23 protein-coding genes are annotated in these 22,798 nt (G+C 65.4%); 7 read left to right on the forward strand and 16 right to left on the reverse strand.

Annotated features, from left to right (window positions below; translation table 11 throughout):
• The first annotated feature begins 102 nt into the window (after nt 1-102).
• Both sphantq_RS07220 and sphantq_RS07225 read left to right on the forward strand, forming a co-directional pair.
• The gene (locus sphantq_RS07220; protein WP_066606118.1) at nt 103-339 is read left to right on the forward strand and encodes a hypothetical protein; all 237 of its coding nucleotides are present in this window, start codon (nt 103-105) and stop codon (nt 337-339) included.
• A gap of 9 nt (nt 340-348) precedes the next feature.
• Nucleotides 349-1,233 (forward strand): bestrophin family protein, encoded by an 885-nt coding sequence (locus tag sphantq_RS07225; RefSeq protein ID WP_066606120.1) that lies wholly within the window; start codon nt 349-351, stop codon nt 1,231-1,233.
• Between the two features lie 9 nt (nt 1,234-1,242).
• Here the strand turns inward: sphantq_RS07225 and sphantq_RS07230 are convergent, their stop codons facing one another.
• The 3 genes from sphantq_RS07230 to sphantq_RS07240 form a co-directional block, all read right to left on the reverse strand.
• Nucleotides 1,243-1,671, reverse strand: a complete 429-nt coding sequence (locus sphantq_RS07230; RefSeq protein WP_129926037.1) for a TIGR01244 family sulfur transferase — start codon at nt 1,669-1,671, stop codon at nt 1,243-1,245.
• 61 nt (nt 1,672-1,732) lie between these two features.
• Nucleotides 1,733-3,505, reverse strand: coding sequence for a DNA helicase RecQ (recQ, locus tag sphantq_RS07235; protein WP_272799926.1), 1,773 nt, complete (start codon nt 3,503-3,505; stop codon nt 1,733-1,735).
• A gap of 144 nt (nt 3,506-3,649) precedes the next feature.
• Entirely contained in the window at nt 3,650-3,970 is a 321-nt protein-coding gene (locus sphantq_RS07240; RefSeq protein ID WP_066606133.1) for a hypothetical protein, read from the reverse strand.
• Nucleotides 3,971-4,007: 37 nt separating this feature from the next.
• Here sphantq_RS07240 and sphantq_RS07245 point away from each other — a divergent pair, with 37 nt between their 5' ends.
• A complete protein-coding gene (locus tag sphantq_RS07245; RefSeq protein WP_066606134.1) occupies nt 4,008-5,132 on the forward strand; it encodes a serine hydrolase domain-containing protein in 1,125 nt (374 codons plus the stop codon).
• Between the two features lie 69 nt (nt 5,133-5,201).
• Here the strand turns inward: sphantq_RS07245 and sphantq_RS07250 are convergent, their stop codons facing one another.
• From sphantq_RS07250 to sphantq_RS07280, 7 genes are all read right to left on the reverse strand, one after another.
• Nucleotides 5,202-5,987 (reverse strand): PhzF family phenazine biosynthesis protein, encoded by a 786-nt coding sequence (locus sphantq_RS07250; RefSeq protein ID WP_066607408.1) that lies wholly within the window; start codon nt 5,985-5,987, stop codon nt 5,202-5,204.
• Between the two features lie 61 nt (nt 5,988-6,048).
• Nucleotides 6,049-7,833 (reverse strand): SLC13 family permease, encoded by a 1,785-nt coding sequence (locus tag sphantq_RS07255; RefSeq protein WP_066606136.1) that lies wholly within the window; start codon nt 7,831-7,833, stop codon nt 6,049-6,051.
• A gap of 319 nt (nt 7,834-8,152) precedes the next feature.
• Nucleotides 8,153-9,244: a chorismate synthase gene (gene aroC, locus sphantq_RS07260; protein ID WP_272799927.1), complete on the reverse strand. Its 1,092-nt coding sequence runs from the start codon at nt 9,242-9,244 to the stop codon at nt 8,153-8,155.
• Nucleotides 9,241-9,621 carry an endonuclease domain-containing protein gene (locus sphantq_RS07265; protein ID WP_272799928.1) on the reverse strand — a complete coding sequence of 127 codons (381 nt, stop codon included), beginning with the start codon at nt 9,619-9,621 and terminating at the stop codon, nt 9,241-9,243. Before sphantq_RS07265 ends, aroC begins: the two co-directional genes overlap by 4 nt.
• A 69-nt stretch (nt 9,622-9,690) precedes the next feature.
• On the reverse strand, nt 9,691-10,497 hold the full coding sequence (fabI, locus tag sphantq_RS07270; RefSeq protein ID WP_066606147.1) for an enoyl-ACP reductase FabI: 807 nt from the start codon (nt 10,495-10,497) through the stop codon (nt 9,691-9,693).
• Entirely contained in the window at nt 10,494-11,459 is a 966-nt protein-coding gene (locus sphantq_RS07275; RefSeq protein WP_066606150.1) for a YihY/virulence factor BrkB family protein, read from the reverse strand. The genes fabI and sphantq_RS07275 overlap by 4 nt, the downstream gene beginning before the upstream one ends.
• 15 nt (nt 11,460-11,474) lie before the next feature.
• Nucleotides 11,475-12,389 carry a J domain-containing protein gene (locus sphantq_RS07280; protein WP_272800195.1) on the reverse strand — a complete coding sequence of 305 codons (915 nt, stop codon included), beginning with the start codon at nt 12,387-12,389 and terminating at the stop codon, nt 11,475-11,477.
• Between the two features lie 138 nt (nt 12,390-12,527).
• Here sphantq_RS07280 and pdxH point away from each other — a divergent pair, with 138 nt between their 5' ends.
• Complete coding sequence (gene pdxH, locus sphantq_RS07285; protein ID WP_066606153.1) at nt 12,528-13,103, forward strand: pyridoxamine 5'-phosphate oxidase; 576 nt, start codon at nt 12,528-12,530, stop codon at nt 13,101-13,103.
• Nucleotides 13,104-13,259: 156 nt separating this feature from the next.
• Nucleotides 13,260-14,591 (forward strand): dicarboxylate/amino acid:cation symporter, encoded by a 1,332-nt coding sequence (locus sphantq_RS07290; protein ID WP_066606159.1) that lies wholly within the window; start codon nt 13,260-13,262, stop codon nt 14,589-14,591.
• A 45-nt stretch (nt 14,592-14,636) separates the two neighbouring features.
• Here sphantq_RS07290 and sphantq_RS07295 read toward each other — a convergent pair whose 3' ends face one another.
• Nucleotides 14,637-15,521, reverse strand: coding sequence for a bestrophin family protein (locus sphantq_RS07295; RefSeq protein ID WP_066606162.1), 885 nt, complete (start codon nt 15,519-15,521; stop codon nt 14,637-14,639).
• Nucleotides 15,522-15,722: 201 nt separating this feature from the next.
• Here sphantq_RS07295 and sphantq_RS07300 point away from each other — a divergent pair, with 201 nt between their 5' ends.
• Both sphantq_RS07300 and sphantq_RS07305 read left to right on the forward strand, forming a co-directional pair.
• A complete protein-coding gene (locus sphantq_RS07300; protein ID WP_272800196.1) occupies nt 15,723-16,976 on the forward strand; it encodes a dicarboxylate/amino acid:cation symporter in 1,254 nt (417 codons plus the stop codon).
• Nucleotides 16,973-17,596, forward strand: coding sequence for a Pr6Pr family membrane protein (locus tag sphantq_RS07305; RefSeq protein WP_272799929.1), 624 nt, complete (start codon nt 16,973-16,975; stop codon nt 17,594-17,596). The genes sphantq_RS07300 and sphantq_RS07305 overlap by 4 nt, the downstream gene beginning before the upstream one ends.
• Before the next feature lie 47 nt (nt 17,597-17,643).
• Here sphantq_RS07305 and sphantq_RS07310 read toward each other — a convergent pair whose 3' ends face one another.
• From sphantq_RS07310 to serA, 5 genes are all read right to left on the reverse strand, one after another.
• The gene (locus tag sphantq_RS07310) at nt 17,644-18,225 is read right to left on the reverse strand and encodes an NADPH-dependent FMN reductase (RefSeq protein WP_272799930.1); all 582 of its coding nucleotides are present in this window, start codon (nt 18,223-18,225) and stop codon (nt 17,644-17,646) included.
• Between the two features lie 152 nt (nt 18,226-18,377).
• Nucleotides 18,378-18,560 (reverse strand): hypothetical protein, encoded by a 183-nt coding sequence (locus sphantq_RS07315; protein WP_066606172.1) that lies wholly within the window; start codon nt 18,558-18,560, stop codon nt 18,378-18,380.
• A 5-nt stretch (nt 18,561-18,565) separates the two neighbouring features.
• Nucleotides 18,566-19,855: an adenylosuccinate synthase gene (locus sphantq_RS07320; RefSeq protein WP_066606179.1), complete on the reverse strand. Its 1,290-nt coding sequence runs from the start codon at nt 19,853-19,855 to the stop codon at nt 18,566-18,568.
• 135 nt (nt 19,856-19,990) lie between these two features.
• Entirely contained in the window at nt 19,991-21,124 is a 1,134-nt protein-coding gene (locus sphantq_RS07325; RefSeq protein WP_272799931.1) for an ATP phosphoribosyltransferase regulatory subunit, read from the reverse strand.
• A gap of 39 nt (nt 21,125-21,163) precedes the next feature.
• Nucleotides 21,164-22,744 (reverse strand): phosphoglycerate dehydrogenase, encoded by a 1,581-nt coding sequence (gene serA / locus sphantq_RS07330; protein WP_066606185.1) that lies wholly within the window; start codon nt 22,742-22,744, stop codon nt 21,164-21,166.
• Between the last annotated feature and the right edge of the window lie 54 nt (nt 22,745-22,798).

Below are 22,798 nucleotides of genomic sequence, written 5' to 3' on the forward strand. Positions count from 1 at the left end.
TGATGCAACCTTGGCTTGCGTCCGATGCAGACGGTTGACCACGGCTTTTGCAGCGCATCATTTTACAGGCGTTTCCCGCGATTCACCACGGAGTATCCGCCCATGTCGATGCTGAGCCTGCGCCACCCCAAGGCCGATCCGCCAATCGCCTGGAACGACATCGAAGCGCTGCCCATCTATGCCGCCATGCTGCTGGGGTTGATCTGCCTCGGCTTCGCGCTGGTCGACACCACGCCGACCATCCATTCCGCGACGCTGAAAGTGGTGGGCATCGTCGGCAGCCTGGCGCTGCGCCATGCCTGGCTAAAACTGGACGATGAGCGCGGCGACGCCCTGTAGAGACACGTCATGATCGTTGGACGCTCCCCCCGCATCCGCCAGAGTTTCGAGAAAGCCTGGAGCGCGCTGATCGCGCTGTTCTTCTGGGATCTGGCGGTCACCATCTTCTATTATATCTCGCCCTTCCGCGCGCCTGCTCTGCCGCTGACCATATTCGGCACGGCGCTGGCGCTGGTGCTGGGGTTCCGCGTCAACAGCGCCTATCAGCGCTGGTGGGAAGGCCGCATCCTGTGGGGCGCGATGGTCAATGTGTCGCGCAGCTTCGCGCGCGTGGTGCTGGCCTATCTGCCCGACACGGCCGAAGGGCGGGCGATGGCGACGGTGCTGGTGAAGCGCCATGTCGCCTATGTCCATGCCCTGCGCCGCCAGTTGCGGCGGGAAGATCCCGCGCCCGACATGCGGCGGGTGCTGGGGGACGATCCGCTGCCCGAACTGGATCGCCGCAATCCGGCCAATGGCATGTTGGACGGGTCCGACCGCCAGGTGATGGATGCGGTGCGGCGCGGCTGGATCGACACCATCCAGCAGAGCCGGATCGAAGCCCTGCTGGTCGACATGTCCAACGCGCAGGGGGGAATGGAGCGGATCAAGAACACCCCGCTGCCCGCGCAATATCGCGCCTTTCCCAAATATTTCACCCGCCTTTTCTGCATATTGTTGCCGGTCGGGCTGGTGGAGACGCTGGGGATGGCGACGCCGATCGGGTCGGCGGCGGCGGGCTTCATGTTCCTGGCGGTGTTGCAGATCGGCGACGATCTGGTCGATCCCTTCGGCAACGACGTGCACGACCTGCCGCTCACCAGCATCACCACCACGATCGAGGCCGACCTCAATCAGGCGATCGGCCTGCCTGCCCCGCCGCCGCTGGAGCCGGTCGACGGCGTACTGTGGTGACGCGCGCGATTATTGCGGCGCCAGGGCGTCCATGATCTGGCGGACGGGAGCGATGTCATAGCCCGCCGCCGCGGCCTGCGCCGCCAGCACGTCGCCATTGTCGCCGGCGCGGGCGCGGGTCAGCGCCCAGAGCAGCGTGCTGCGGGTGCCGGAGCGGCAATAGGCGAGCAGCTTGCCGTCTCCCGCCTGTTCCAGCGCCTGCGCCATGCCGTCGAGTTGCCACGGAGCGAAACCGCCATGGGCGACCGGCACGGCGAGATAGGCGATGCCCGCGGCCTTTGCCGCGGCCTCGATCTCAGCGCCGTTGACTTGGCCCGGCTCCTCGTCGTCGGGGCGGTTGTTGATGATGAGTGTGACGCCCTGCGCCTTGGCTTCGCCGACCTGATCGACGCTGATCTGCGGGGATACGAGAATGCGGTCGGTCAGCTTGCGGAACATGATATGCGTCTCCTTTGGGTGAGCCATGCGCGCTCAACTTGTCGCTTTCAAGAAATTTGGTTCAGAGATAGGGTCGGATCGCGCTGAGGAAGGCGTCGCCCCAAGCGTCGAGCTTCTTCTGGCCGATGCCGCTGATGCGACTCATCGCGCGGATGCTGGACGGGCGCTGTTCGGCCATTTCGCGCAGGGTCGAATCGTGGAAGATGACATAGGGCGGCACGCCCGCCTCCTGCGCCAGTTCGCGGCGGCAGGCGCGCAAGGCGTCGAACAGCGGATCGCCGACCGGATTGGCCTCCGCCCCATTGCGGGCGTTGCGCTTGCCGCGTTCGCGCTTGGGCGGCATCAGGATGCGCACCTCTTCCTCGCCGCGCAGGATCGGCCGGGCGTTGGGGCCAAGCATCAGCCCGCCATGCTCGGTCGTCTCCAGCGCGTCGCGGACCAGCAACGCGCGCGATACCGGGCGCAGCAGCGCGGTGTCGTCGCCTGCCACGATGCCATGCACCGAAATCTTGTCATGGCCCCGTTCGCGCACCTTGTCGTTCGCCGCGCCGGTCAGCACCGCTTCGATATGGCCCGCGCCAAAGCTCTGCCCGGTGCGATAGACGGCGGAGAGATATTTGCGCGCGATTTCGGTCGCGTCGACACTGGCCGGGGGCGTCAGGCAATTGTCGCAATTGCCGCAAGTGGCGGACGGGCTTTCACCGAAATGGCGCAGCAATATCGCGCGCCTACAGGTGGCGGTTTCGACCAAAGCGCCGAGCGCCGCGATGCGCGCGCGCTCGCCCTGCTGGCGGCTTTGTTCCAGTTCAGCGATGCGCATCCGGGCGCGGGCGAAATCCTCCGCCCCCCAGAAAAGATGCGCGACCGCCGGTTCGCCATCGCGGCCCGCGCGGCCCGATTCCTGATAATAGCCCTCGATCGACTTGGGCAGGCCGGCATGAGCGACGAAGCGCACGTCGGGCTTGTCGATGCCCATGCCGAAGGCGACGGTGGCGACCATCACCATGTCCTCGCTGGCGATGAAGGCGGCCTGATTGCGTGCGCGCACCGCCGGATCGAGGCCGGCATGATAGGCGCGGACGGCGCGGCCGCCCTTCCCCAGCGTTTCGGCCAGTTTCTCGGTCGCGGCGCGGGTCTGGGCATAGACGATGCCGGGACCGGGATTGGCGGCGACAAGGTCGCTGAGCTGGCGGGTGAGGCCGTCGCGCGGATGGACGGCGTAGCGGATATTGGGCCGATCGAAGCCGGAGATGATGAGGCCGTCGCGCGGGATGCCGAGCTGGACGAGGATGTCTTCGCGCGTGTGAGCATCGGCGGTGGCGGTGAGGGCGAGGCGCGGGACATCGGGAAATTCGTCGAGCAGCGGGCGCAACAGACGATAGTCGGGGCGGAAATCATGGCCCCATTCGGAAACGCAATGGGCTTCGTCGATGGCGAAGAGCGCGACCTTGGCGGCACGGAGCAGGTTGCGGAACGGTTCCTGGCTGGCGCGTTCAGGGGCGACATAGAGCAGGTCGAGATCGCCGCCCCGCAGCCGGTCCTGCGTCTCGCGCCAGTCGGCGTCCACGCTGGTCAGGCTGGCGGCGCGCAGGCCCACGGCATTGGCGGCGCGCAACTGGTCGTGCATCAGCGCGATCAGCGGCGAGACGACGACGCAACAGCCGTCGAGCGCGGCGGACGGAAGCTGGTAGCAGAGCGACTTGCCCGCGCCGGTCGGCATGATGGCGAGCGTCGGCTGGCCCGTCATGACGCGGCCCACTACCGCTTCTTGCACCCCGCGAAAGGCGGTGAAACCGAATATGTCGTGGAGAAGCGTGGGAATGTCGGGCCGCATGGGAGGGCCTTAGCGGGTGAGGGGTGGCGGGGCTAGGGGTTTGGACGGCGAAGATGGGTGGTTTACGGCCATGCCCCTCCCGCCAGCGGGAGGGGAAACAAGGTCCGCTCCTAGCCGATTTCCAGACCCTCAAAAACCTCCCCCTCACCCCACCGGATCGAGCAGACAGCCCCAGCCCGGCTTGAACCGCGCGGTGCGGCTGGCAAGCAAAGGCACGCTGGCTTCCACGGCGCGGCTGTCGGGCACATCGGTCAGGCGCACCAGTTCCATGCCCGGTTCCTTATCGTCCTCGCAACTGCCCATGGCGCGGCCTTCGACATAGCGGCACGAACAGCCGATCCGCGCGCCATAGGCCGCGCCCAGGCGCGCGCGCGCGCTGAGCGTCGTCCATTGCCACGCGACGAGCGCGAGCAGCGCCAGAACGAGCAAGCCGCCCGATAACCACCATTTCCGACGAACCACCATGGCCCTTTTCGATTCCGTTGCGTAAGGGCGGCGGCTTATGCCGATCGATAGCCGAATCGTAAAGCGCCTTGGACTGGCGCTGGGCGCCGCGGGCGTCGTGGTCGCCGGGGCGCTGGTCGTCCGCGCGGCTCCCGCCCCTGCGCCCGTCTATGCCGTGGCCAGCGACGCCGTCGTGGGCGCGGACGCGCTGCGCGCCGCGATCGACCCGTTGTTCGAGGATGACGCGATGGGCGAGACGCGCGCCCTGCTGGTCATGCGCGACGGCCAGGTGATCGCGGAACGCTACGCCCCCGGCTTCAGGCCCGACACCAAATTATTATCCTGGTCGATCGCCAAGAGCGTGACCGCGGTGCTGGTCGGGCTGATGGTGTCGGACGGGCGGCTGGCGCTCGATTCGCCGGTGCCGGTCGCGGCCTGGAGCCAGCCGGGCGATCCGCGGGGCAAGATCACCCTGCGCCAGTTGCTGCAAATGCGGTCCGGGCTTGACCATGTCGAGGATGGCGAGCCGATCACCAGCGGCGACACGGTGCGAATGCTGTTCACCCAGGGGGCGCAGGACATGCGCGCCTATGCCGAATCCAAGCCGATCGCCCATGCGCCGGGCGCGGTCTTTTCCTATTCGACCGGCAGCAGCGTCATTCTGTCGGACCTGATGACGCGGATGCTGACCAGCAGCGCCGATCCCGATATCCGGCGGCGGGCCATGCAGACGTTCATCGACGGGCGGCTGAAGGCGCCGGGCAAGCTGCCCAGCCTGACCCCCGAATATGATGCGGCGGGCACGATGATCGGCGGCAGCATCCTGCACATGACCGCGCGCGACTATGGCCGCTTTGGCGAATTGCTGCGCAACCACGGCCGATCGCCCAATGGGCATCAGATTTTACCGGAAAAATGGGTCGACTTCATGCGCACGCCATCGCCGCGCAATCCGGCCTATGGCGCGCATCTGTGGCTCAACCGGGACAGTAGCGAAAGCGCGCTGATGCCGGGCCGCGCGCCTGACAGCCTGTTCGGCTGCGTCGGCCATAATGGGCAATATATATTGATCTCCCCGTCGCAGCGGCTGACGGTGGTGCGGATCGGCATGTCGCCGGACAAAGACCAGCGCGCGGCGGTGCGCGGCGCCCTGGCGCAGTTGATGGGGCTGTTTCCGGGGTAGGAAGATGGTCCTAGCCCTATATCCGTTCGGGCTGAGCCTGTCGAAGCCCCGCCCCTGCTTTCATTTAGATTAGAGGAAAAACCGGCCCTCGATCACGGTGCGGCATCGGCCGGTCAGGATGACGCGATCGTTCGCCAGGGCGCAGCCCAGCCGCCCGCCCCGCGCCGACGCCTGATAGGCGCTGAGCTGCGCCTTCCCCAGCCGCGCCGCCCAGAAAGGGACGAGCAGGCTATGCGCCGATCCGGTGACGGGGTCTTCATCAACGCCGCCGCCCGGCACGAACACGCGACTGACGATATCGCTATCCTCGCCCGGCGCCGTCGCGATCAGCATGACGTCGCCATGGCGCTTGAGCGCGGCGAAATCCGGCGTCAGCGCGCGCACTACGGCGGCATCGGGGAAGAGGAAAAGGCTATAGCCGCCCTCGCGCCAATGCGCTTCGATGGGTTTGCCGCCAAGGCCTGCCGCCAGGTCCGGCAGCGCCTTGGCCGCCATGTCCCAGGCGGGGAGCGACAGCGTATAGCCATCGCCGTCGCGCGTCACGGTCAGGATGCCGGAATGGCGGGTGCGGAAACGGATCATGGCGTCGGCCATCAGCACATGGCCGCTCGCCAGCGTGGCGTGGCCGCACAGCTTCACTTCCACCGTGGGGGTGAACCAGCGCAGTGCGTAATCCGCCTCCGGATCATCCGGCGTCGGCACGGTGAAGGCGGTTTCGGAGAGGTTGTTCTCCGCCGCAATGGCCTGAAGCACAGCGTCGTCAAGCCAGGCGTCGAGCGGCATCACCGCGGCGGGATTGCCGGTGAAGGGCGCGTCGGCAAAGGCGTCGACCTGGGTGAAGGCTAGGCTGGTCATGGGCTGGTCCTTGTCATTTCCACCGTCATGGCGCGACGGAATGGTCAACAACAGGGCCAGTTCAGCCCAGAAGGACCAATGCGCTGCATACCGCCAGCCCGACGACGATGTTGATCGGCACGCCGATCCGCACGAAGTCGGCGAAGCGATAGTCGCCCGCGGCATAGACCAGCGCGTTGGTCTGATAGCCGATCGGCGTCGCGAAACAGGCCGAAGCGCCGATCATCAGCGCGATCACGAGCGGGCGCGCGTCCACGCCCAATTGATGCGCCAGCGCAATGGTGATCGGCGTCAGCAGCGCCGCCACCGCATTGTTGCTGAGCAGTTCGGACAGGATAAGCGACGCGAAATAGACGATGAAGATGAGGGTCCAGGCCGGCGCGACCTGCATCAGCGGCGTGATCCAGCCAACCATCAACGCGACGCTGCCCGCCTGCTCCAGCGCCAGCCCCACGGCCAGCATTGCGAAGATCAGGATCAGCGTGTCGCCGTCGATCGCGCCCCAGGCTTCCTCCGGGTCGATGCAGCGGGTGACCAGGATCAGGCCCACGGCGATCACCGCGGCCATGCCGATGCCGACCACATCGAAGGCGGACAGCAGCACCGCGCCCGCCATCGCGGCGATCGCGATCCACGCCTTGCGCGGGCGGAAGGCGCGGGTGCGGCTGATATCGACGCCGATCAGGTGCGGATTGTCCTTGAGCGAGCGCATCGCGTCGTCGCCGCCGGCCACCAGCAACCGGTCAGCGCCGCGAACCCGCGTTTCGGCCAGGTCCGGCCCCGGCAGGTGGCGCGCGCGATGGATGCCGATGATCCGCACGCGCAGCGCATGGAGGAAGGGGATGTCGCCCAGCCGCTCGCCGATCGACGGGTGACTGGGCGCGACCATCGCCTCGACCACGGTTCCGTCCTGCGCGCTGGTGCGCGAATCGGCGGCGACGCCCAGTTCGAACCGGCCCGATTCGCGCAACGTCATGATCGCCGCGCCATCCGCCCGCACGATCAGATGATCGCCGGACCGCAATTCCTCCGTCTCCAGCCCCTGCCGCCTGATGTCGCCGCTCCGCTTGAGGCCGAGCAATTGCACCGATCGCCCGAACAGGCCCAGCGCGCCGATCTCGCGCCCGATATCGTCGCTATCCTGCGGCACGACCAGTTCGGTCAGATAATCCTGGACCGCCGTGCCGCCATCCTCCCCCGCGATCGACGGGGGATCGCTGGGCAGCAGGAAGGACAGGCAGAGCAGCGCCACGATGCCCGCCGCCGCGCCCGCCGCGCCATACAGCGTAATGTCGAAAATCCCGAACCGGTCCATGCCCTGTTCGGCGGCGATGCCAGCGACGACCAGATTGGTGGAGGTGCCGACCAGGGTCAGACAGCCGCCCAGCACCGCGACGACGTTCATCGGGATCAACAATTTCTTGACCGGATAGCCGGTCGCCTGCGCCAGTTTGAACATGATCGGGATCAGCAGCACGACCACGGGCGTATTGTTGAGGAAGCCTGACAGCAGCAGCGCGCCCAGCCCGACTTCGGCCAGAGCGATGCGCGGATGGCGCTCCGCACGGGTCATGATGAGGTCGGCGACACGACCGATGACGCCGGTGCGGACCAGCGCACCCGACAGGACGAACATGGCCCCCACCGTCAGCGGCGCGCTGTTGGAAAAGACGGAAAACATCGCCTTTTCGTCCAGCATCCCGAATATGCCATAGGCGCAGGCGCCGACCACGGCGATAACCGTCGGCGAATAGCGTTCGCGCACGAAAGCGACGAACATGCAGGCGAGGATCAGCAGGCCGATTTCCGCGCGATAGACGCCCAGCAGCGCGTGGATGAAATGCATAAAACCCCCGTCGGATCGCGTGGTCGCGTATCCTTGCACGGGTGAAACGAAATGGGCCAGCCATGGTTGCATGGCTGGCCCGTGTCGCGGCGTTCAGGGGACGTTTTGACCGTCAATCCGCCTTTTTAATCTCAGCGTTTTTCGCGAAAAACGCTTTGACGCGCAATGACGCTCCCCAGGCTTACGCTCTGCCGCTCGCCCTCCCGCGGGCGATGAGTGTCACCTTATCGTAATGGAGGCGAGTCGTCTCGCATCGAATCGACATTGGGCGCGGGATCGGCGCGGTTCGGCGCATCGATAACGCCGAACGGTCCTAGGGTTATTCCGGTCGCTCGCCACATTGCGCGCGGTGCAGCAACTTCTGGTCGGCCAGCACCAGCGCCATCATCGCTTCGACCACCGGCACGCCGCGAATGCCGACGCAGGGGTCATGGCGGCCCTTGGTGATGATGTCGGCGGCAGCGCCTTCGCGCGTTACCGTTTCGACCGGGATCAGGATCGAACTGGTAGGCTTGAAGGCGACACGGATCTTGACCGGCTGGCCGGTGGCGATGCCGCCCGCGATGCCGCCCGCGTGGTTGGCGAGGAACACTGGCCCCTCACTGCCCCCATTCAAAGCCGGTCGCATCGGGTCCGCATTCTGCTCGCCGCGCAGGCGGGCGGCGGCGAAACCGTCGCCGATCTCGACGCCCTTGACCGCATTGATGCTCATCATCGCGCTCGCCAATTCGCCGTCGAGCTTGGCGTAGAGCGGCGCGCCCCAGCCGGCCGGCACACCGGACGCGATGCATTCGACCACCGCGCCGAGCGAGGAGCCGTCCAGCCGCGCGTCATCGACCAGCTTTTCCCAGCGCTTGGCCGCTTCCGCATCAGGGCAGAAGAAGGGATTCTGGCCGATCTGCGCGGGATCGAAGTTCGCATAGTCGATCCCGTCGCCGCCGATTTCGCTGACATAGGCGAAGATATCGACTTCAGGGATCACCGCCCGCGCGACCGCGCCCGCTGCGACCCGGCTGGCCGTCTCGCGCGCCGAGGAGCGCCCGCCGCCGCGATAGTCGCGAAAACCATATTTGGCATCATAGGCATAGTCGGCATGGCCGGGGCGATAGGCCTTGGCGACGTCCGAATAATCCTTCGACCGCTGATCGGTATTCTCGATCATCAGGCTGATCGGCGTGCCGGTGGTCCGCCCTTCGAACACGCCAGACAGGATACGCACCTCATCCGCTTCGCGACGCTGGGTGGTGAATTTGGACGTGCCGGGCTTGCGCAGGTCAAGCCATGGCTGGATGTCGCTTTCGCTGAGCGGCAAACCCGGCGGGCACCCGTCCACGACCGCACCGATGGCAGGACCATGGCTCTCGCCCCAGGTGGTGAAGCGGAACACGCGCCCGAAACTGTTGAAACTCATATTCTCCTCTCCCCTTGGGGGACAGGAAGAGGCCCGCTCGGCGCAGCCGAGTGGGAAGGTGAGGGGTCAAGGCGCACCGTCATCGATATTGTCTCCAAAACCCCTTCGATATTGCGCATGATATCCGCATTAGCGAAACGGATGGTCCGAAATCCCTCGCGCTGCAATATCCGGGATCGCTGCTCATCGGCTGCTTCCCTAGCGGCATGGTCATCGCCGTCAACTTCGATGACTAGCCGAAGATCGGCGGCATAGAAATCCGCGATGAAGCCTGCCAGCCAGACCTGTCGGCGAAACTTGATGCCGTCCAACTGTCGGTTGCGCAGCTTCGCCCCCTGCTTCAGGGATTCGGGTGTTTCAGGATCGGGCCGCTTCATATCCCCCTCACCCTCCCATCGCTTCGCGATGGGCCCCTCCCTCTCCCCCAAGGGGAGAGGGGTTTGACCTTACTTATCCAGCGCGATGTCCGGCGCGTCTTCGGCCTTCATCCCGATGACGTTATAGCCCGCATCGACATGGTGGATTTCGCCGGTCACGCCCGACGCCAGATCGGACAACAGATACAGGCCCGCGCCGCCGACATCCTCGATCGTGACGTTGCGGCGCAGCGGCGAGTTCAACTCGTTCCATTTCAGGATATAGCGGAAATCGCCGATGCCGCTGGCCGCCAGCGTCTTGATCGGGCCGGCGGAAATGGCGTTGACGCGGATATTTTCCGGCCCCAGATCCATCGCCAGATATTTGACGCTGGTTTCCAGCGCCGCCTTCGCAACGCCCATGACGTTATAATGGGGGATGACCTTTTCCGCGCCATAATAGCTCAGCGTCAAGATACTGCCGCCATTAGGCATCAAAGCGCGCGCGCGCTTCGTGACTGCCACAAAACTGTAAGCAGACACGTTCATGGTCAGCAGGAAATTCTCCAGGCTGGTGTCGACATAGAGGCCGCGCAGCTCGTTCTTGTCGGAAAAGCCGATCGCGTGGACCACGAAATCGATCGTGCCCCAGCGCGCTTCCAGCTCGGCGAACGCCGCATCCAGCTTGTCCATGTCGGTGACGTCGCAGTCGATCAGGAAATCGGAGCCGACCTGCTCCGCGAGCGGCCGCACCCGCTTGGCCAGCGCATCGCCCTGGTAGGAAAAGGCCAGTTCCGCGCCATGCGCGTGCAATTGCTGCGCAATGCCCCAGGCGAGCGACTTGTCGTTCGCCAGCCCCATGATGAGCCCGCGCTTTCCTGCCATCAAGCCGTTCATATCGTCGTTCCGTTCCCTTGGTCCTTCGCCGCCGCGTCCAGTTCCTCTTCGGGAAATTCCGCCAGCGCCGCATTTAATTCCGCGCCAATTACCACGCCAAGCCCGACGAGAAAGAAAAAAATGAGGGTGATCATGACACCCGCCAGACTGCCATAGGTCCGGCCATAGCCGCCCAGCAGCGACAGGGTGGGCGGCAACAGCAGCACCGTCCCATACCACCAGAGCGACGTCGCCACCGCGCCGGGCCATTTGGGGAAACGGCGCGGCTTGTAAGCGGTGGGCGTCAAGGCCGCGAACAGCGACCATAAGGCAAGGCAGGTTATCGCCATCGGCACCAGCTTCGCCGACGCGACCAGGCCGATGGCGTCGTCCGCCCAGGGCAGGATATTGTGGAGGAACTGGTCGAGGCCGGTGATCGCCACCTGCAACGAAAAAGCGAACATCAGCGCGAAGACGCTGACCAGCGTGATGCCGATCGCGCCCAGCCGATAGCGCCAGAAAGGCTTGGTGCTCTTGGTGCCATAGGCGCGGCGGAGAATGTCGCGGATCGTTTCTATGAGGCTGCCCACGGTCCACAGCCCGACCAGGCCGCCCAACCACAGCAGAGGACCGCTGCGCGCGGTCAGCACGTCGCTGATCGGCTGGCGCACCACATCGGCGACGCCGCGCGGCACGGTATAGAGAAAGGCGTTGACCGCCTGCACGCCGTCCTGCGTCCGGCCAAAGATGCTGGCCACAGCCGCCGCGACGATGAAAAAGGGAAACAGCGTCATCAGCGACAGATAGGCCAGATTGCCGGCATGGATGAAGCCGTCGCTATAGGTGCCGACCGCCACCCGCTTCATCACCTCGAACAGATGGGAGCCAGGCCGCACCCGGTCCATCTGCCGATGAAAATGCGCCCGCGCTTCATGCGTCACCTGGCGGCGGGATTCGGGCGACAGGGGCGATGGCATCGGCATATATGGACTAACGCATCATACGCCCATATGGGCGCGCACCGGCCGTTCGTCCTGCCAGCTTTCCACCAGCGCCTGGATCGCCGGGTCGTCGGCCGGCACGTCGATCTGGAGCGTGACCAACTGGTCGCCGCGCTGGCCGCTTTTGCCGGTAAAGCCCTTGCCGCGCAGCCGCAGCGTCTTGCCCGACGTCGCGCCAGCCGCCACGCCCAGCATCACCGGGCCGTCCACCGTCGGCGCCTTGACCTTCCCGCCCTTCACCGCCTCATCGAGCGTGATGGGCAGGTCCAGCAGCACATTGTCGCCGTCGCGGATGAAGAAGGGGTGCGGCTTCACCTCGATCGTGACGATCGCATCGCCCGCCCCGCCCGGCCCGGCCTGCCCCTTGCCCGACAGGCGCATCTGCGTCCCGCTTTCCACCCCAACGGGCAGCTTCAGGTCGATGGTCTTGCCATCCTGCAAAGTGATCCGCTGCGGCGCGAGGGTGGCCGCGTCGGTGAACTGGACCGCCAGCCGATAGGCGACATTGGCGCCCTTTGGCGGTGGCGCCTGCCGCCCGAAACCGCCGCCACCGCCCGCACGACGCCCGGCGCCGCCGAACAGCCCTTCGAAAATATCGCCGAAATCCGCGCCGCCCTGATCGAAGCCGCCGCCCGGCTGGCCGCGAAAACCGCCGCCGCCCCCGCCGCCATAGCCAAAGGGCGCGGCCGGATTGCCGTCGCCGTCAATCTCCCCCCGGTCGAAACGGGCGCGCTTATCCTTGTCGGACAGCAGGTCATAGGCGTTGGTCACGGCGGAAAATTTGTCCGCCGCCCTGGGGTTATCCTTGTTCTTGTCGGGGTGCAGTTCCTTGGCGAGCTTGCGATAGGCGGATTTAATCTCCGCATCGGTCGCGCTGCGCGTCACACCCAAAAGGGAATAGGGATCGGCCATCATTCTACCTGTTGCACAAAAGCATCACTTCCCGACTATGTGGACGATGCCGCGCCCACATTCAAGCCGGGGATGGCGCAAGGGGCGACCGGACTTCCCCTTATCGACACTTTTGCTCCCCTCCCGTAAGAATGCGCCATGACCGATCCCTTCGCCCTGTTCGACGAGTGGTACGCGCAGGCGCGCGACACCGAAATCAACGATAGCAACGCCATGGCGCTGGCCACAGCCGATGCGCGCGGGCGGCCGTCCGTGCGCATGGTGCTGCTCAAGGGCCATGGTCCCGACGGCTTCGTCTTCTACACCAATTTCGAAGGACGCAAGGCGGGCGATCTGCTGGAAAATCCCCACGCCGCGCTGCTCTTCCACTGGAAATCGCTGCGCCGCCAGATTCGTGTCGAAGGGGCGGTAGGCCCTGTAGACGACGCCACCGCCGACGTCTATTTCGCGACCCGCAGCCGCGACAGCCAACTGGGCGCCTGGGCATCAGACCAGTCCCGCCCCCTGCCCGACCGGCAGACCTTCATGGACCGGTTCGAGGCGGCCAGCGCCCGGTTCGAGGGCGGCCCGGTGCCGCGCCCGCCGCATTGGTCGGGCTTCCGCCTCACCCCCGAACGGATCGAATATTGGCAGGATCGCGAACACCGGCTGCACGAACGCCGCCTGTTCGAAAGGGTCGGCGATAGTTGGATCGAAGGACTGCTCTACCCCTGACCCGTATATCCAAGGGCGTGGAAAGGCGCGACTGCTTCGTCTTCCCTGATGCGACTGGACGCGCCGCGATTGCGGGTGGCCCATGCGCCTGTTAGGTGTCGGCCTGACAGACGTACAATAGGCGGGGGCTGCGCACGGGCAGCCTAAAGGGATTTGATGCGAAACAGACTGACAGTCTTCATCCTCATCGGCATGGTCCTGGGGGTGATCACGGGCTTCGTGGCCAATCTTTGGGTCGGCGGCGACGAAACGCTGGCGAAGGATGTGGCGGGCTATTTCCACCTTCTGGCCGACATATTCCTGCACCTGATCAAGATGATCATCGCGCCTCTGGTCTTTTCCACGCTGGTCGCGGGCATCGCCCATATGGGCGACAGCGCGGCGCTGGGGCGGATCGGCGGGCGGGCGCTCGCCTGGTTCATCATCGCCAGCCTGATTTCGCTGACGCTGGGCCTGATCTTCGTCAACTTCTTCGCACCGGGCGAGGGCCTCAACCTGGTCCGCTCCGGCGCGGATGCGGGCGTCAATACCGAAGCGCTCAACTTCCGCGACTTCATCCTCCATGTCTTCCCGACCTCCATGATCGGGGCGATGGCGGACAACCAGATCCTGCAGATCGTCGTCTTCTCGCTGTTCGTGGGCGTGGCGCTCACCGCCATCGGCGACAAGGGCAAGCCGATCGTCACCATGATCGAGGCGATGGTCGAACTGATGCTGCAAGTGACCGGCTATGTCATGCGCGTAGCCCCGTTCGCGGTGTTCGGCGCGCTGGCCTCGTCCGTCACGGTGCAGGGGCTGGGCGTGCTCAAAACCTATGGCGAACTGGTCGGCGAATTCTACATCGCGCTGTTCTGCTTGTGGCTGCTGCTGTTCGGCGCCGGATCGATTTTCCTCGGCAAGCGGATGTTCAAGCTGATCCGCTATGTCCGCGAACCGATCCTGATCGCCTTCTCCACCGCCTCGTCCGAAGCCGCCTATCCCAAGATGCTGGAGCAGCTCGACCGCTTCGGCATCCCGCGCCGTATCTACAGCTTCGTGCTGCCCCTGGGCTACAGCTTCAACCTCGACGGGTCGATGATGTATTCGACCTTCGCGACGATCTTCATCGCCCAGGCCTATGGCATCGACCTGCCGATCGCGACGCAGATCACCATCCTGCTCGTGCTGATGGTCACCAGCAAGGGCATCGCCGCGGTTCCGCGCGCCAGCCTCGTGGTGGTCGCCGCGACGCTGGGCCAGTTCGACCTGCCGGTCGAAGGCATCGCCTTCATCCTGGCGGTCGATCACTTCATGGACATGGGCCGCACCGCAACCAACGTGCTGGGCAACGCCATCGCCACGTCGGTCATCACCAAATGGGAAGGGATGCTGGAGGTCGAGGAGCCGATCGACGTGCCCCATCCCAAGGCGCCGGCGCATGGCGCCGCTCATGGCCGCGCGGGACTGGAACTCGCGTCCGACATGGTGGACGACCGGCACAAGGAGTAATCAAGGATAGCATGTGCTCCCGCGCAGGCGGGACCCGATCCTCCTTCACCATAGCACCCCGCGCACCGGCTTAGCCGGCTCTGGCGCGGGGTCGCCGATCGACTGGAGCAGGTCGATCTCGATTGTTCGGCACATCGCCGTCAAAGGCACGTCATGCACGGTATCGCCAAAGGGATCGGTCAGGTCATCGCCGATCCGCAGGACCGCGACGAACATCAGCCCCGCCACCGTGGAGCCGAGCGGCGTGGCCAAGCCCAGCGTTTCAACCAGGCCGATCGGCAGGAACAGACAGAAAAGATGCGTGAAGATGGTCGGTAGATAACGATACTGCACCGGCAGCGGCGTGTTTTTCAGGCGTTCCATTCCACCCTGCGCATTGGCGATGTCGATCAGCACCGCCTCCATCTGCGTTTGCTGGATCGTGTCGATCCACCCTTCGCGCCGGGCGATGTCGATCCGTCGCCCGGTGCTGTCGAGCAGGCCGTTGGCCGGGTTCGCGCGAGCCAGCGCCTTGCCCTTATCCTCTTCTCGCAGGAAGGTCGTGACGTCCGTGCCGATCGGCTGGCGGCGCAACTGGCAACGCAGCGCATTCACATAGGCGATCTGGCGCATCACGATCTCGCGCTTCAGGTCGCGCGCCTCCGGATCGGGCAGGAAATTGCGCGTGGCGCGCGCCAGGCTGCGCGACGCATTGATCATCGCGCCCCACAGAACCCGCCCTTCCCACCAGCGTTGATAGGCGCTGTTGGACCGGAAGCCCAGAAACAGCGCCAGCGCCGTACCAAAAATGGTGAGCGGCAGCGACGGCGCCTTGAAAGGCAGAACATAATAAGTGAGTGTCACGGCGCAATCCCATATGAACAGCGCGGTCAGCGGCTTCCAGACTTCGGACGCCATCCGGCGCATGCTGGGGACAGGATCGATGATCATGCAGGTCTCCGAAAATAATCGACTGCGGTAACGCCAGCGTCGCGGTAATGCTCCCTTGATGCCATAGCGAAACGAAATATCCCGGCCGACGCAACTCGTACCCCCGCGGCTCGTTGAACCGAGAAGCGAACGGAGAAGCCTGTGACCAGCGACGCGCCCGACAGCAGCGGCCAGACGGCGGCGCTCTCGCTTCAGTGGCAGATGCTGGCCGGCTTCCTGATCGGCCTGATCCTGGGCCTGGGCGTCTATATGACGGCGCCCGACGCGCGCTGGGTCGATGCCATCACCACCTATGTCACCGGGCCGATCGGGCAGGTTTTCCTACGACTGCTGTTCATGCTGGTCATCCCGCTGCTGGTGTCGGCGCTGATCGTGGGCATTGCCGAAATGGGCGAGATGCGATCGCTGCGGCGGATCGGCCTGCGCACGCTAATCTATACGCTGATCGTATCGGGCGTCGCCGTCGTCATCAGCCTGCTGCTGGTCAATCTGCTGCGGCCGGGCGGCGGAGTGGATCCCGCCCAGGCGCAGGCGATGCTGGCCGATGCGGGCGCGGGGGCCAAAGCGATTCTCGTCCGCAGCGGCGACACGCCGACGGGGATGCAGGCGCTGATCGCGATCATCCCCGACAACATTATCGGCGCGATGGCCGATAACGACATATTGGCGGTGATGGTCTTTGCGCTCTTCTTCGGCATTGGCCTCGTGCTGGTGCAGACCGAACAGTCGAAGATGTTGCTCAATGCGATGGAGGGGCTGTTCGACGTGACGATGCGGCTGATCGGCATCGTCATCCGCCTCGCCCCGATCGCCATCGCCTGCTTCATGTTCAATCTGGCTGCGCAGTTCGGCTGGGACTTGCTGATCCGCCTGTCCGCCTATGTCGGCGTCGTGCTGCTGGCATTGGCGATCCAGATGTTCGTCGTTTATCCGCTACTCATCGCCCTGCTTGCGCGCCGTTCCCCCCTCGCCTTCTTCGCGGCGGTGCAGGAGGCCAGCGTCATGGCCTTCGCCACCGCATCGTCCAACGCCACCCTGCCCACCGCCATTCGCGTGGCGGAGGACAAGTTGCACCTGCCGCGCCGCATCGCCCGCTTCGTCCTCACCATCGGCGCGACCGCCAACCAGAATGGCACGGCGATGTTCGAAGGCATCACCGTCCTCTTCCTCGCCCAGTTTTTCGGCGTCGACCTCAGTCTGACGCAGCAGTTGATGGTGATGCTGGTGTGCATATTGGGCGGGGTCGGCACTGCGGGGGTGCCCGCCGGATCGCTGCCGGTCGTCGCGATGATCCTGGGCATGGTCGGCGTGCCGCCCGAAGGAATCGGGCTGGTGCTGGGCGTCGATCGTTTCCTCGACATGTGCCGCACCAGCCTGAACGTGACGGGCGACCTGGTGGCCGCAACCGTGATAGCAGCAGGCGAAGAGGATGGACGGGGGAGGATAGCCACATGACCGGCTATCGCATCGGCGCAGCGATCGTCATGCTGGTCAGCCTGACCGGGCTGGCGGTGCAGTTAGACGCCACGCTGACGCAGACCGGATCGATCGGCGCGACGCTGTGGACCCTGATGCGCTTCTTCACCATCTGGGCCAATATCCTCGTCGTCCTGACGCTGGGCGCGATTGCACTGGGTCGCGCCGTATCGCCGCGGCTGGTCGGCGGGATGCTGCTGGCGATCCTGCTCGTCGGCATCGTCTATGGCCTGCTGCTGCGCGGGCTGCTGTCCTTGAGCGGTGGCGCGCTGCTGGCCGATACGCTGCTGCACAAGGTGACGCCCCTGCTCACGCCGCTCTGGTGGATCGCCTTTGCGCGCAAGGGACGGCTTGGCTGGCGCGATCCCTGGGTCTGGGCGATTTTTCCCGCGCTCTATCTGCCCTACGCCCTGCTGCGCGGCGTGATGGAGGAAAGCTATGCCTATCCCTTCATCAATGTCGCGAAGCTGGGCGTCGGCCAGGTCGCGCTCAACGCCGCGCTGATGGCGGCAGGCTTCGTCGCGGCGGGCTATGCGCTGGTGTGGATCGACCGGCGATATAGAGCGGTTGATCCGATTGCATCAGACCAACCGCTCTAAATTATCGGTTTTACGCGATTTCGCAATCATCAGATGATCCCATCTGATTAGAAATCGCTCCAGCGCGCGGCCTTAGCCGCTTCCGCCCACCAGATGAGGTTGTTGGCGAACCCGGCAAAGCCGCGCTCCAGCGCCGCGCCACCCTCGCCCTGCGACTGGGCCTGTTCGTCCAGCGCCTGGCCAATCTGGCCGACGCTCAGCCGCTCCGGCACCACGGCCATGCCCATCGCCGCCAGCGTCACCGTCCAGTCGGCGTGGCTGTTGACCCCCGCAAAACGCCCCATCGAATAGCTGGCGATGGCGGCAGGACGGCGGTCGAACTCTTTGAGATAATGATCGACCAGATTTTTGAGGCCCGGCTGCATCCCGCGATTATATTCGCCCGCGACGAACACGAAGGCATCGGCGGCGGACAGACGATCCGACAGTTGCGCCATCGCGGCGGGCGCTTCCCCGGCGGGATAATCGCTGTAGCGCAGGTCCAGCATGGGCAGGTCGACCGCCTTGGCATCGACCAGTTCGGCTTTGTGGCCCAGCCCCTCAAACCCGCGAACCAGATAATCGGCGAGCCGGATACCGAGCCGGCCACGGCGATAGGAGCCATAAAGGACGAGAATGTCGAGCGCCATGCGAAGCCTTCCCTGTTGGTAAGGCGTGGTCTTCGCATGGCTGTGTGGCGGGGTCCAGACAGTCAATGCTCCGGCGCAGGCCGGAGCCCAGTTCCGCCCTATCGCACGGAATCGACGGCAGGACCGCCCCCCTGCGCGGGAGCACCATGTATCTACCGCAGCTTGGCGATATTCACACTGTCTTCCTTGGCGCGCGCCTTGACCGATTCTTCGGTGCGGGTCAGCGCCTTGGCGATGGCTTTCAGGCCCATGCCCTTCTTCGCCAACATGTGCAGTTTCTGGATCTCGTCCTGGGTCCAGGCCTGCTTGTGACGCTCGAAGCGTTGTTCGGCCATCGCTCTTAATCCGCGAAGGGATCGCGCACGAGGATGGTGTCCTCGCGCTCAGGACTGGTCGAAACGAGCGTGACCGGGCAACCGATCAGTTCCTCGATCCGGCGGATATATTTGACCGCCTGCGCCGGGAGTTCGGCCCAACTGCGCGCGCCGGCGGTGGTGTCGTGCCAACCCTCGATCGTTTCATAGATCGGCTGCGCCTTCGCCTGGTCCTGCGCATGGGCGGGCAGATAGTCGAACCTCTGGTCGCCGATCTGATAGCCGACGCAGATCTTCAGTTCATCGAAGCCGTCCAGCACGTCCAGCTTGGTGAGCGCGACGCCGGTGACGCCCGACACCGCGATCGACTGGCGCACCAGCACCGCGTCGAACCAGCCGCAGCGGCGCTTACGGCCGGTGACGGTGCCGAATTCATGGCCGCGTTCGCCCAGCCGCTGGCCGGTTTCATCCTCCAATTCGGTCGGGAACGGGCCGGAACCCACGCGGGTGGTATAGGCCTTGACGATGCCCAGCACGAAGCCCGCCGCATTGGGGCCAAGGCCGGTGCCGCTCGCCGCCGTGCCCGCCACCGTGTTGGACGATGTGACGAACGGATAGGTGCCATGGTCGATGTCGAGCAAGGTGCCCTGCGCGCCTTCAAACAGGATGCGCTTGCCCGCCGCCTTCGCCTTGTTGAGCGTCAGCCAGACCGGCTTGACGAAGGGCAGGATGAAGGCCGCGATCTCTGTCAGTTCCGCCATCAGCGCGGCGCGGTCGATCGGCGCTTCGCCGAAACCGGCGCGCAGCGCGTCATGATGGGCGGTCAGCCGGTCGATCTGGAGGTCCAGGTCGTCCAGATGCGCCAGATCGCAGACGCGGATGGCGCGGCGGCCGACCTTGTCCTCATAAGCCGGGCCGATGCCGCGGCGGGTGGTGCCGATCTTGCCCGCGCCCGATGCGTCTTCGCGCAGGCCATCAAGGTCGCGGTGGAAGGGCAGGATCAGCGGGCAGGTTTCCGCGATCTGGAGATTGTCGGGCGTGATGGTGACGCCCTGCCCCTTCAGCTTCGCCACTTCATCGCGGAAATGCCAGGGGTCCAGCACCACGCCATTGCCGATGACCGACAGCGTGCCGCGCACGATGCCCGACGGCAGCAACGAGAGCTTATAGACCTTCTCGCCCACGACCAGCGTATGGCCGGCATTATGGCCGCCCTGGAAACGGGCGACGACGTCGGCGCGCTCCGACAGCCAGTCGACGATCTTGCCCTTGCCTTCGTCGCCCCACTGAGCGCCGATCACGGTTACATTTGCCACAGATACAGTCCTCCGCCCGCCGCGCGGACCGGCCATGCCCTTCGACGGGACTCGGCATGCCGGTGGGATCAAGCAGGCGCGTATGACGCCCTGTTTCGGGGCGCGCGTTAGCCGCGCTACCCCGGTCAAGTCAAGTCAATAGGCGCACGGCTCCGCGCCATCCAGCCAGTGCGAACAGCGCTGGGCCGCGCCATCTTCGTCGCCGGACAGCGCCGCGACGGTTTGCCAGCCCTCGGCGCGCAGCGCGTTCGCGCGGCCTGCGTCATGGCCCAGCGGCAGGAACAGGCGCCGGGGCGCTTCCCCGCCGAAACCCGCGTCGATCAGCGGGTCGGGATAGAGGGAGAAGCCCATAGCCGGTTCATCCGCGCCATCCGCTCGCGCGATGGCGTAGCTGCCGCCGCGACCGATCTCGCCAATGAAACCCTCGGCGAAGATGGAGAAGCCGAACCAGTTCTGAAATTCGAAACCGTGCCGTTCGGTCGGATCGAGTGTCAGGGTGATGTCCCAGCCGATCGGCTTGGCGATGGCGCGCAGACCCGCGATGCGGCTGTCGATCGCGCCGCCCAGTTGCGCGCTAAACGCTTCGAGCCGGTCCATCGCGGCATGGAAAGGGCCGGTCGCTTCGATCAGCGGCAGATAGGCGGCGGCAGCCGGGCTGATGGCGACCAATGCGCCCGCATCCTTGGCGTCCAGCCCGGCGCGGACCGCCTCTATCTCCTGCGCGCCGAGCGGCAGCGGGCCGGCGGCCAGCGCGTCGATCAGGTCGGGCAAGGTGAAGTCGATGGTGATGCCGGTCACGCCCGCGGCGGTCAGCGCCTCGATCGCGATATTCACGATCTCCACCGCGGCGGCCGTGCCGTCGCTGCCGATCAATTCAGCGCCGAGCTGCAATTTCTCGCGTTCGGGGCGCAACTGGCTGGCCTTCTGGCGGATGATCGGACCGGCATAGGAGAGGCGCAGCGGACGCGGCGCGGCGGCCATCCGCGTAGCGGCGATGCGGCCGACCTGCGCGGTCATGTCCGGGCGAAAGGCCAGGCTGCGCTGCGACACGGGATCGACCACGCGGACCAGATCCTGCGCACGCATCGATTTGAGACGCTGGGTCAGCGTATCCTCAAACTCCGCAAGCGGCGGCATGACCCGTTCATAGCCATGGGTCGCCACCGTATCGAGCACACGGCGCGCCAGGCGCGCGGAGGCTTCGGCCTGGGGCGGCAGGCGATCGGATAGGCCTTCGGGCAAGAGGCTGGGCGGAATCACGGCAGACACCTTTACTCCCTCTCCCCTGGGGGAGAGGGTCTTTAGAGTTTAAGCAAACCGCAGCAACTTGACCTGCTTCACGCCGGTCAGATTGCAGATTTCCCAGCGCAGCGGTTCGGTGACGGTGCCGTCGACCGACAACAGGAGAACGGCTTCACCGCCCTGGTTGCGCCGGCCTAGGTGGAAGGTGCCGATGTTGACATCCGATTCGCCCAGCTTGCTCCCCAGGCGACCGATGAAGCCCGGCGCGTCCTGGTTGACGATATAGAGCATCGTGCCGTCCAGATCGGCTTCCACCTTGATGCCGAACAGTTCGACCAGGCGTGGCGACGCATGGCCGAACAGCGTGCCGGCGACCGAACGCTCGCCATTTTCGGTGGTCACGGTGACGCGCACCAAAGTCTGGTAGTCGCCTTCGCGGTCGTGGCGCACTTCGCGCACGTCCAGCCCGCGTTCCTTGGCCAGGAAAGGCGCGTTGACCATGTTCACCGTGTCCGAATAGACGCGCATCAGGCCCGCCAGCACGGCGGCGGTGATCGGCTTCTGGTTCAGTTCGGCGGCATGGCCTTCGACTTCCACCGCAACGCCGGTGATCGCGTCGCCTTCCAGCTGGCCGACCAGGCTGCCCAGCTTTTCGGCGATCGCCATATAGGGCTTGAGCTTGGGGGCTTCTTCGGCGCTGAGCGAGGGGACGTTGAGCGCGTTGGTGATGCCGCCGTCGAGCAGATAGTCGGACAACTGGTCGGCGACCTGGAGCGCCACATTGACCTGCGCTTCGTCGGTCGACGCGCCCAGATGCGGGGTGCAGATGAAGTTGGGCGTGCCGAACAAAGGCGATTCCTTCGCCGGTTCCTGCACGAACACGTCGAGCGCGGCGCCCGCGACATGGCCCGAATCCATCGCCTCCTTGAGCGCGGCTTCATCGATCAGCCCGCCACGCGCGCAGTTGATGATGCGCACGCCCTTCTTGGTCTTGGCGAGGTTTTCCTTGCTCAGGATGTTGCGGGTCTGGTCGGTCAGCGGCGTGTGCAGGGTGATGAAGTCGGCTTTCGCCAGCAGCGTGTCGAGATCGGCCTTTTCCACGCCCATTTCGATGGCGCGTTCGGGCGTCAGGAACGGATCGAAGGCGACGACCTTCATCTTGAGGCCCAGTGCGCGGCTGGCGACGATCGACCCGATATTGCCCGCGCCGATCAGGCCCAGCGTCTTGCCGGTGACTTCCACGCCCATGAAGCCGTTCTTGGGCCACAGGCCCTGCTGCGTCTGGGCATTGGCCTCTGGCAACTGGCGGGCCAGTGCGAACATCAGCGCGATGGCGTGTTCGGCGGTGGTGATGGAGTTGCCGAACGGCGTGTTCATGACGATCACGCCCTTGGCCGAGGCATAGGGGATGTCGACATTGTCGACGCCGATGCCGGCGCGGCCGATCACCTTCAGGTTGGTGGCGGCGTCGAGGATCGCCTTCGTCACCTTGGTCGAGGAGCGGATGGCCAGACCATCATAGTCGCCGATGATGGCGATCAGTTCTTCGGGCGTCTTGCCGGTGATTTCGTCGACTTCCACGCCGCGCTCACGGAAGATCGCGGCTGCGCGGGGGTCCATCTTGTCGGAAATAAGGACTTTGGGCATGTGTGTTTCCTTTGGAAATATATTCGTCATCCCCGCGAAGGCGGGGATCCATCT

The sequence above is a fragment of the Sphingobium sp. AntQ-1 genome (genome assembly GCF_028538045.1).
Taxonomy (GTDB): Bacteria; Pseudomonadota; Alphaproteobacteria; order Sphingomonadales; family Sphingomonadaceae; genus Sphingobium; species Sphingobium cupriresistens.

Coding starts and splice junctions, on each gene's coding strand:
- sphantq_RS07220 (WP_066606118.1), top strand. CDS start 103: ATGTCGATGCTGAGCCTGCGCCACCCCAAGGCCGATCCGCCAATCGCC.
- sphantq_RS07225 (WP_066606120.1), top strand. CDS start 349: ATGATCGTTGGACGCTCCCCCCGCATCCGCCAGAGTTTCGAGAAAGCC.
- sphantq_RS07230 (WP_129926037.1), bottom strand. CDS start 1,671: ATGTTCCGCAAGCTGACCGACCGCATTCTCGTATCCCCGCAGATCAGC.
- recQ (WP_272799926.1), bottom strand. CDS start 3,505: ATGCGGCCCGACATTCCCACGCTTCTCCACGACATATTCGGTTTCACC.
- sphantq_RS07240 (WP_066606133.1), bottom strand. CDS start 3,970: ATGGTGGTTCGTCGGAAATGGTGGTTATCGGGCGGCTTGCTCGTTCTG.
- sphantq_RS07245 (WP_066606134.1), top strand. CDS start 4,008: ATGCCGATCGATAGCCGAATCGTAAAGCGCCTTGGACTGGCGCTGGGC.
- sphantq_RS07250 (WP_066607408.1), bottom strand. CDS start 5,987: ATGACCAGCCTAGCCTTCACCCAGGTCGACGCCTTTGCCGACGCGCCC.
- sphantq_RS07255 (WP_066606136.1), bottom strand. CDS start 7,833: ATGCATTTCATCCACGCGCTGCTGGGCGTCTATCGCGCGGAAATCGGC.
- aroC (WP_272799927.1), bottom strand. CDS start 9,244: ATGAGTTTCAACAGTTTCGGGCGCGTGTTCCGCTTCACCACCTGGGGC.
- sphantq_RS07265 (WP_272799928.1), bottom strand. CDS start 9,621: ATGAAGCGGCCCGATCCTGAAACACCCGAATCCCTGAAGCAGGGGGCG.
- fabI (WP_066606147.1), bottom strand. CDS start 10,497: ATGAACGGCTTGATGGCAGGAAAGCGCGGGCTCATCATGGGGCTGGCG.
- sphantq_RS07275 (WP_066606150.1), bottom strand. CDS start 11,459: ATGCCGATGCCATCGCCCCTGTCGCCCGAATCCCGCCGCCAGGTGACG.
- sphantq_RS07280 (WP_272800195.1), bottom strand. CDS start 12,389: ATGGCCGATCCCTATTCCCTTTTGGGTGTGACGCGCAGCGCGACCGAT.
- pdxH (WP_066606153.1), top strand. CDS start 12,528: ATGACCGATCCCTTCGCCCTGTTCGACGAGTGGTACGCGCAGGCGCGC.
- sphantq_RS07290 (WP_066606159.1), top strand. CDS start 13,260: ATGCGAAACAGACTGACAGTCTTCATCCTCATCGGCATGGTCCTGGGG.
- sphantq_RS07295 (WP_066606162.1), bottom strand. CDS start 15,521: ATGATCATCGATCCTGTCCCCAGCATGCGCCGGATGGCGTCCGAAGTC.
- sphantq_RS07300 (WP_272800196.1), top strand. CDS start 15,723: ATGCTGGCCGGCTTCCTGATCGGCCTGATCCTGGGCCTGGGCGTCTAT.
- sphantq_RS07305 (WP_272799929.1), top strand. CDS start 16,973: ATGACCGGCTATCGCATCGGCGCAGCGATCGTCATGCTGGTCAGCCTG.
- sphantq_RS07310 (WP_272799930.1), bottom strand. CDS start 18,225: ATGGCGCTCGACATTCTCGTCCTTTATGGCTCCTATCGCCGTGGCCGG.
- sphantq_RS07315 (WP_066606172.1), bottom strand. CDS start 18,560: ATGGCCGAACAACGCTTCGAGCGTCACAAGCAGGCCTGGACCCAGGAC.
- serA (WP_066606185.1), bottom strand. CDS start 22,744: ATGCCCAAAGTCCTTATTTCCGACAAGATGGACCCCCGCGCAGCCGCG.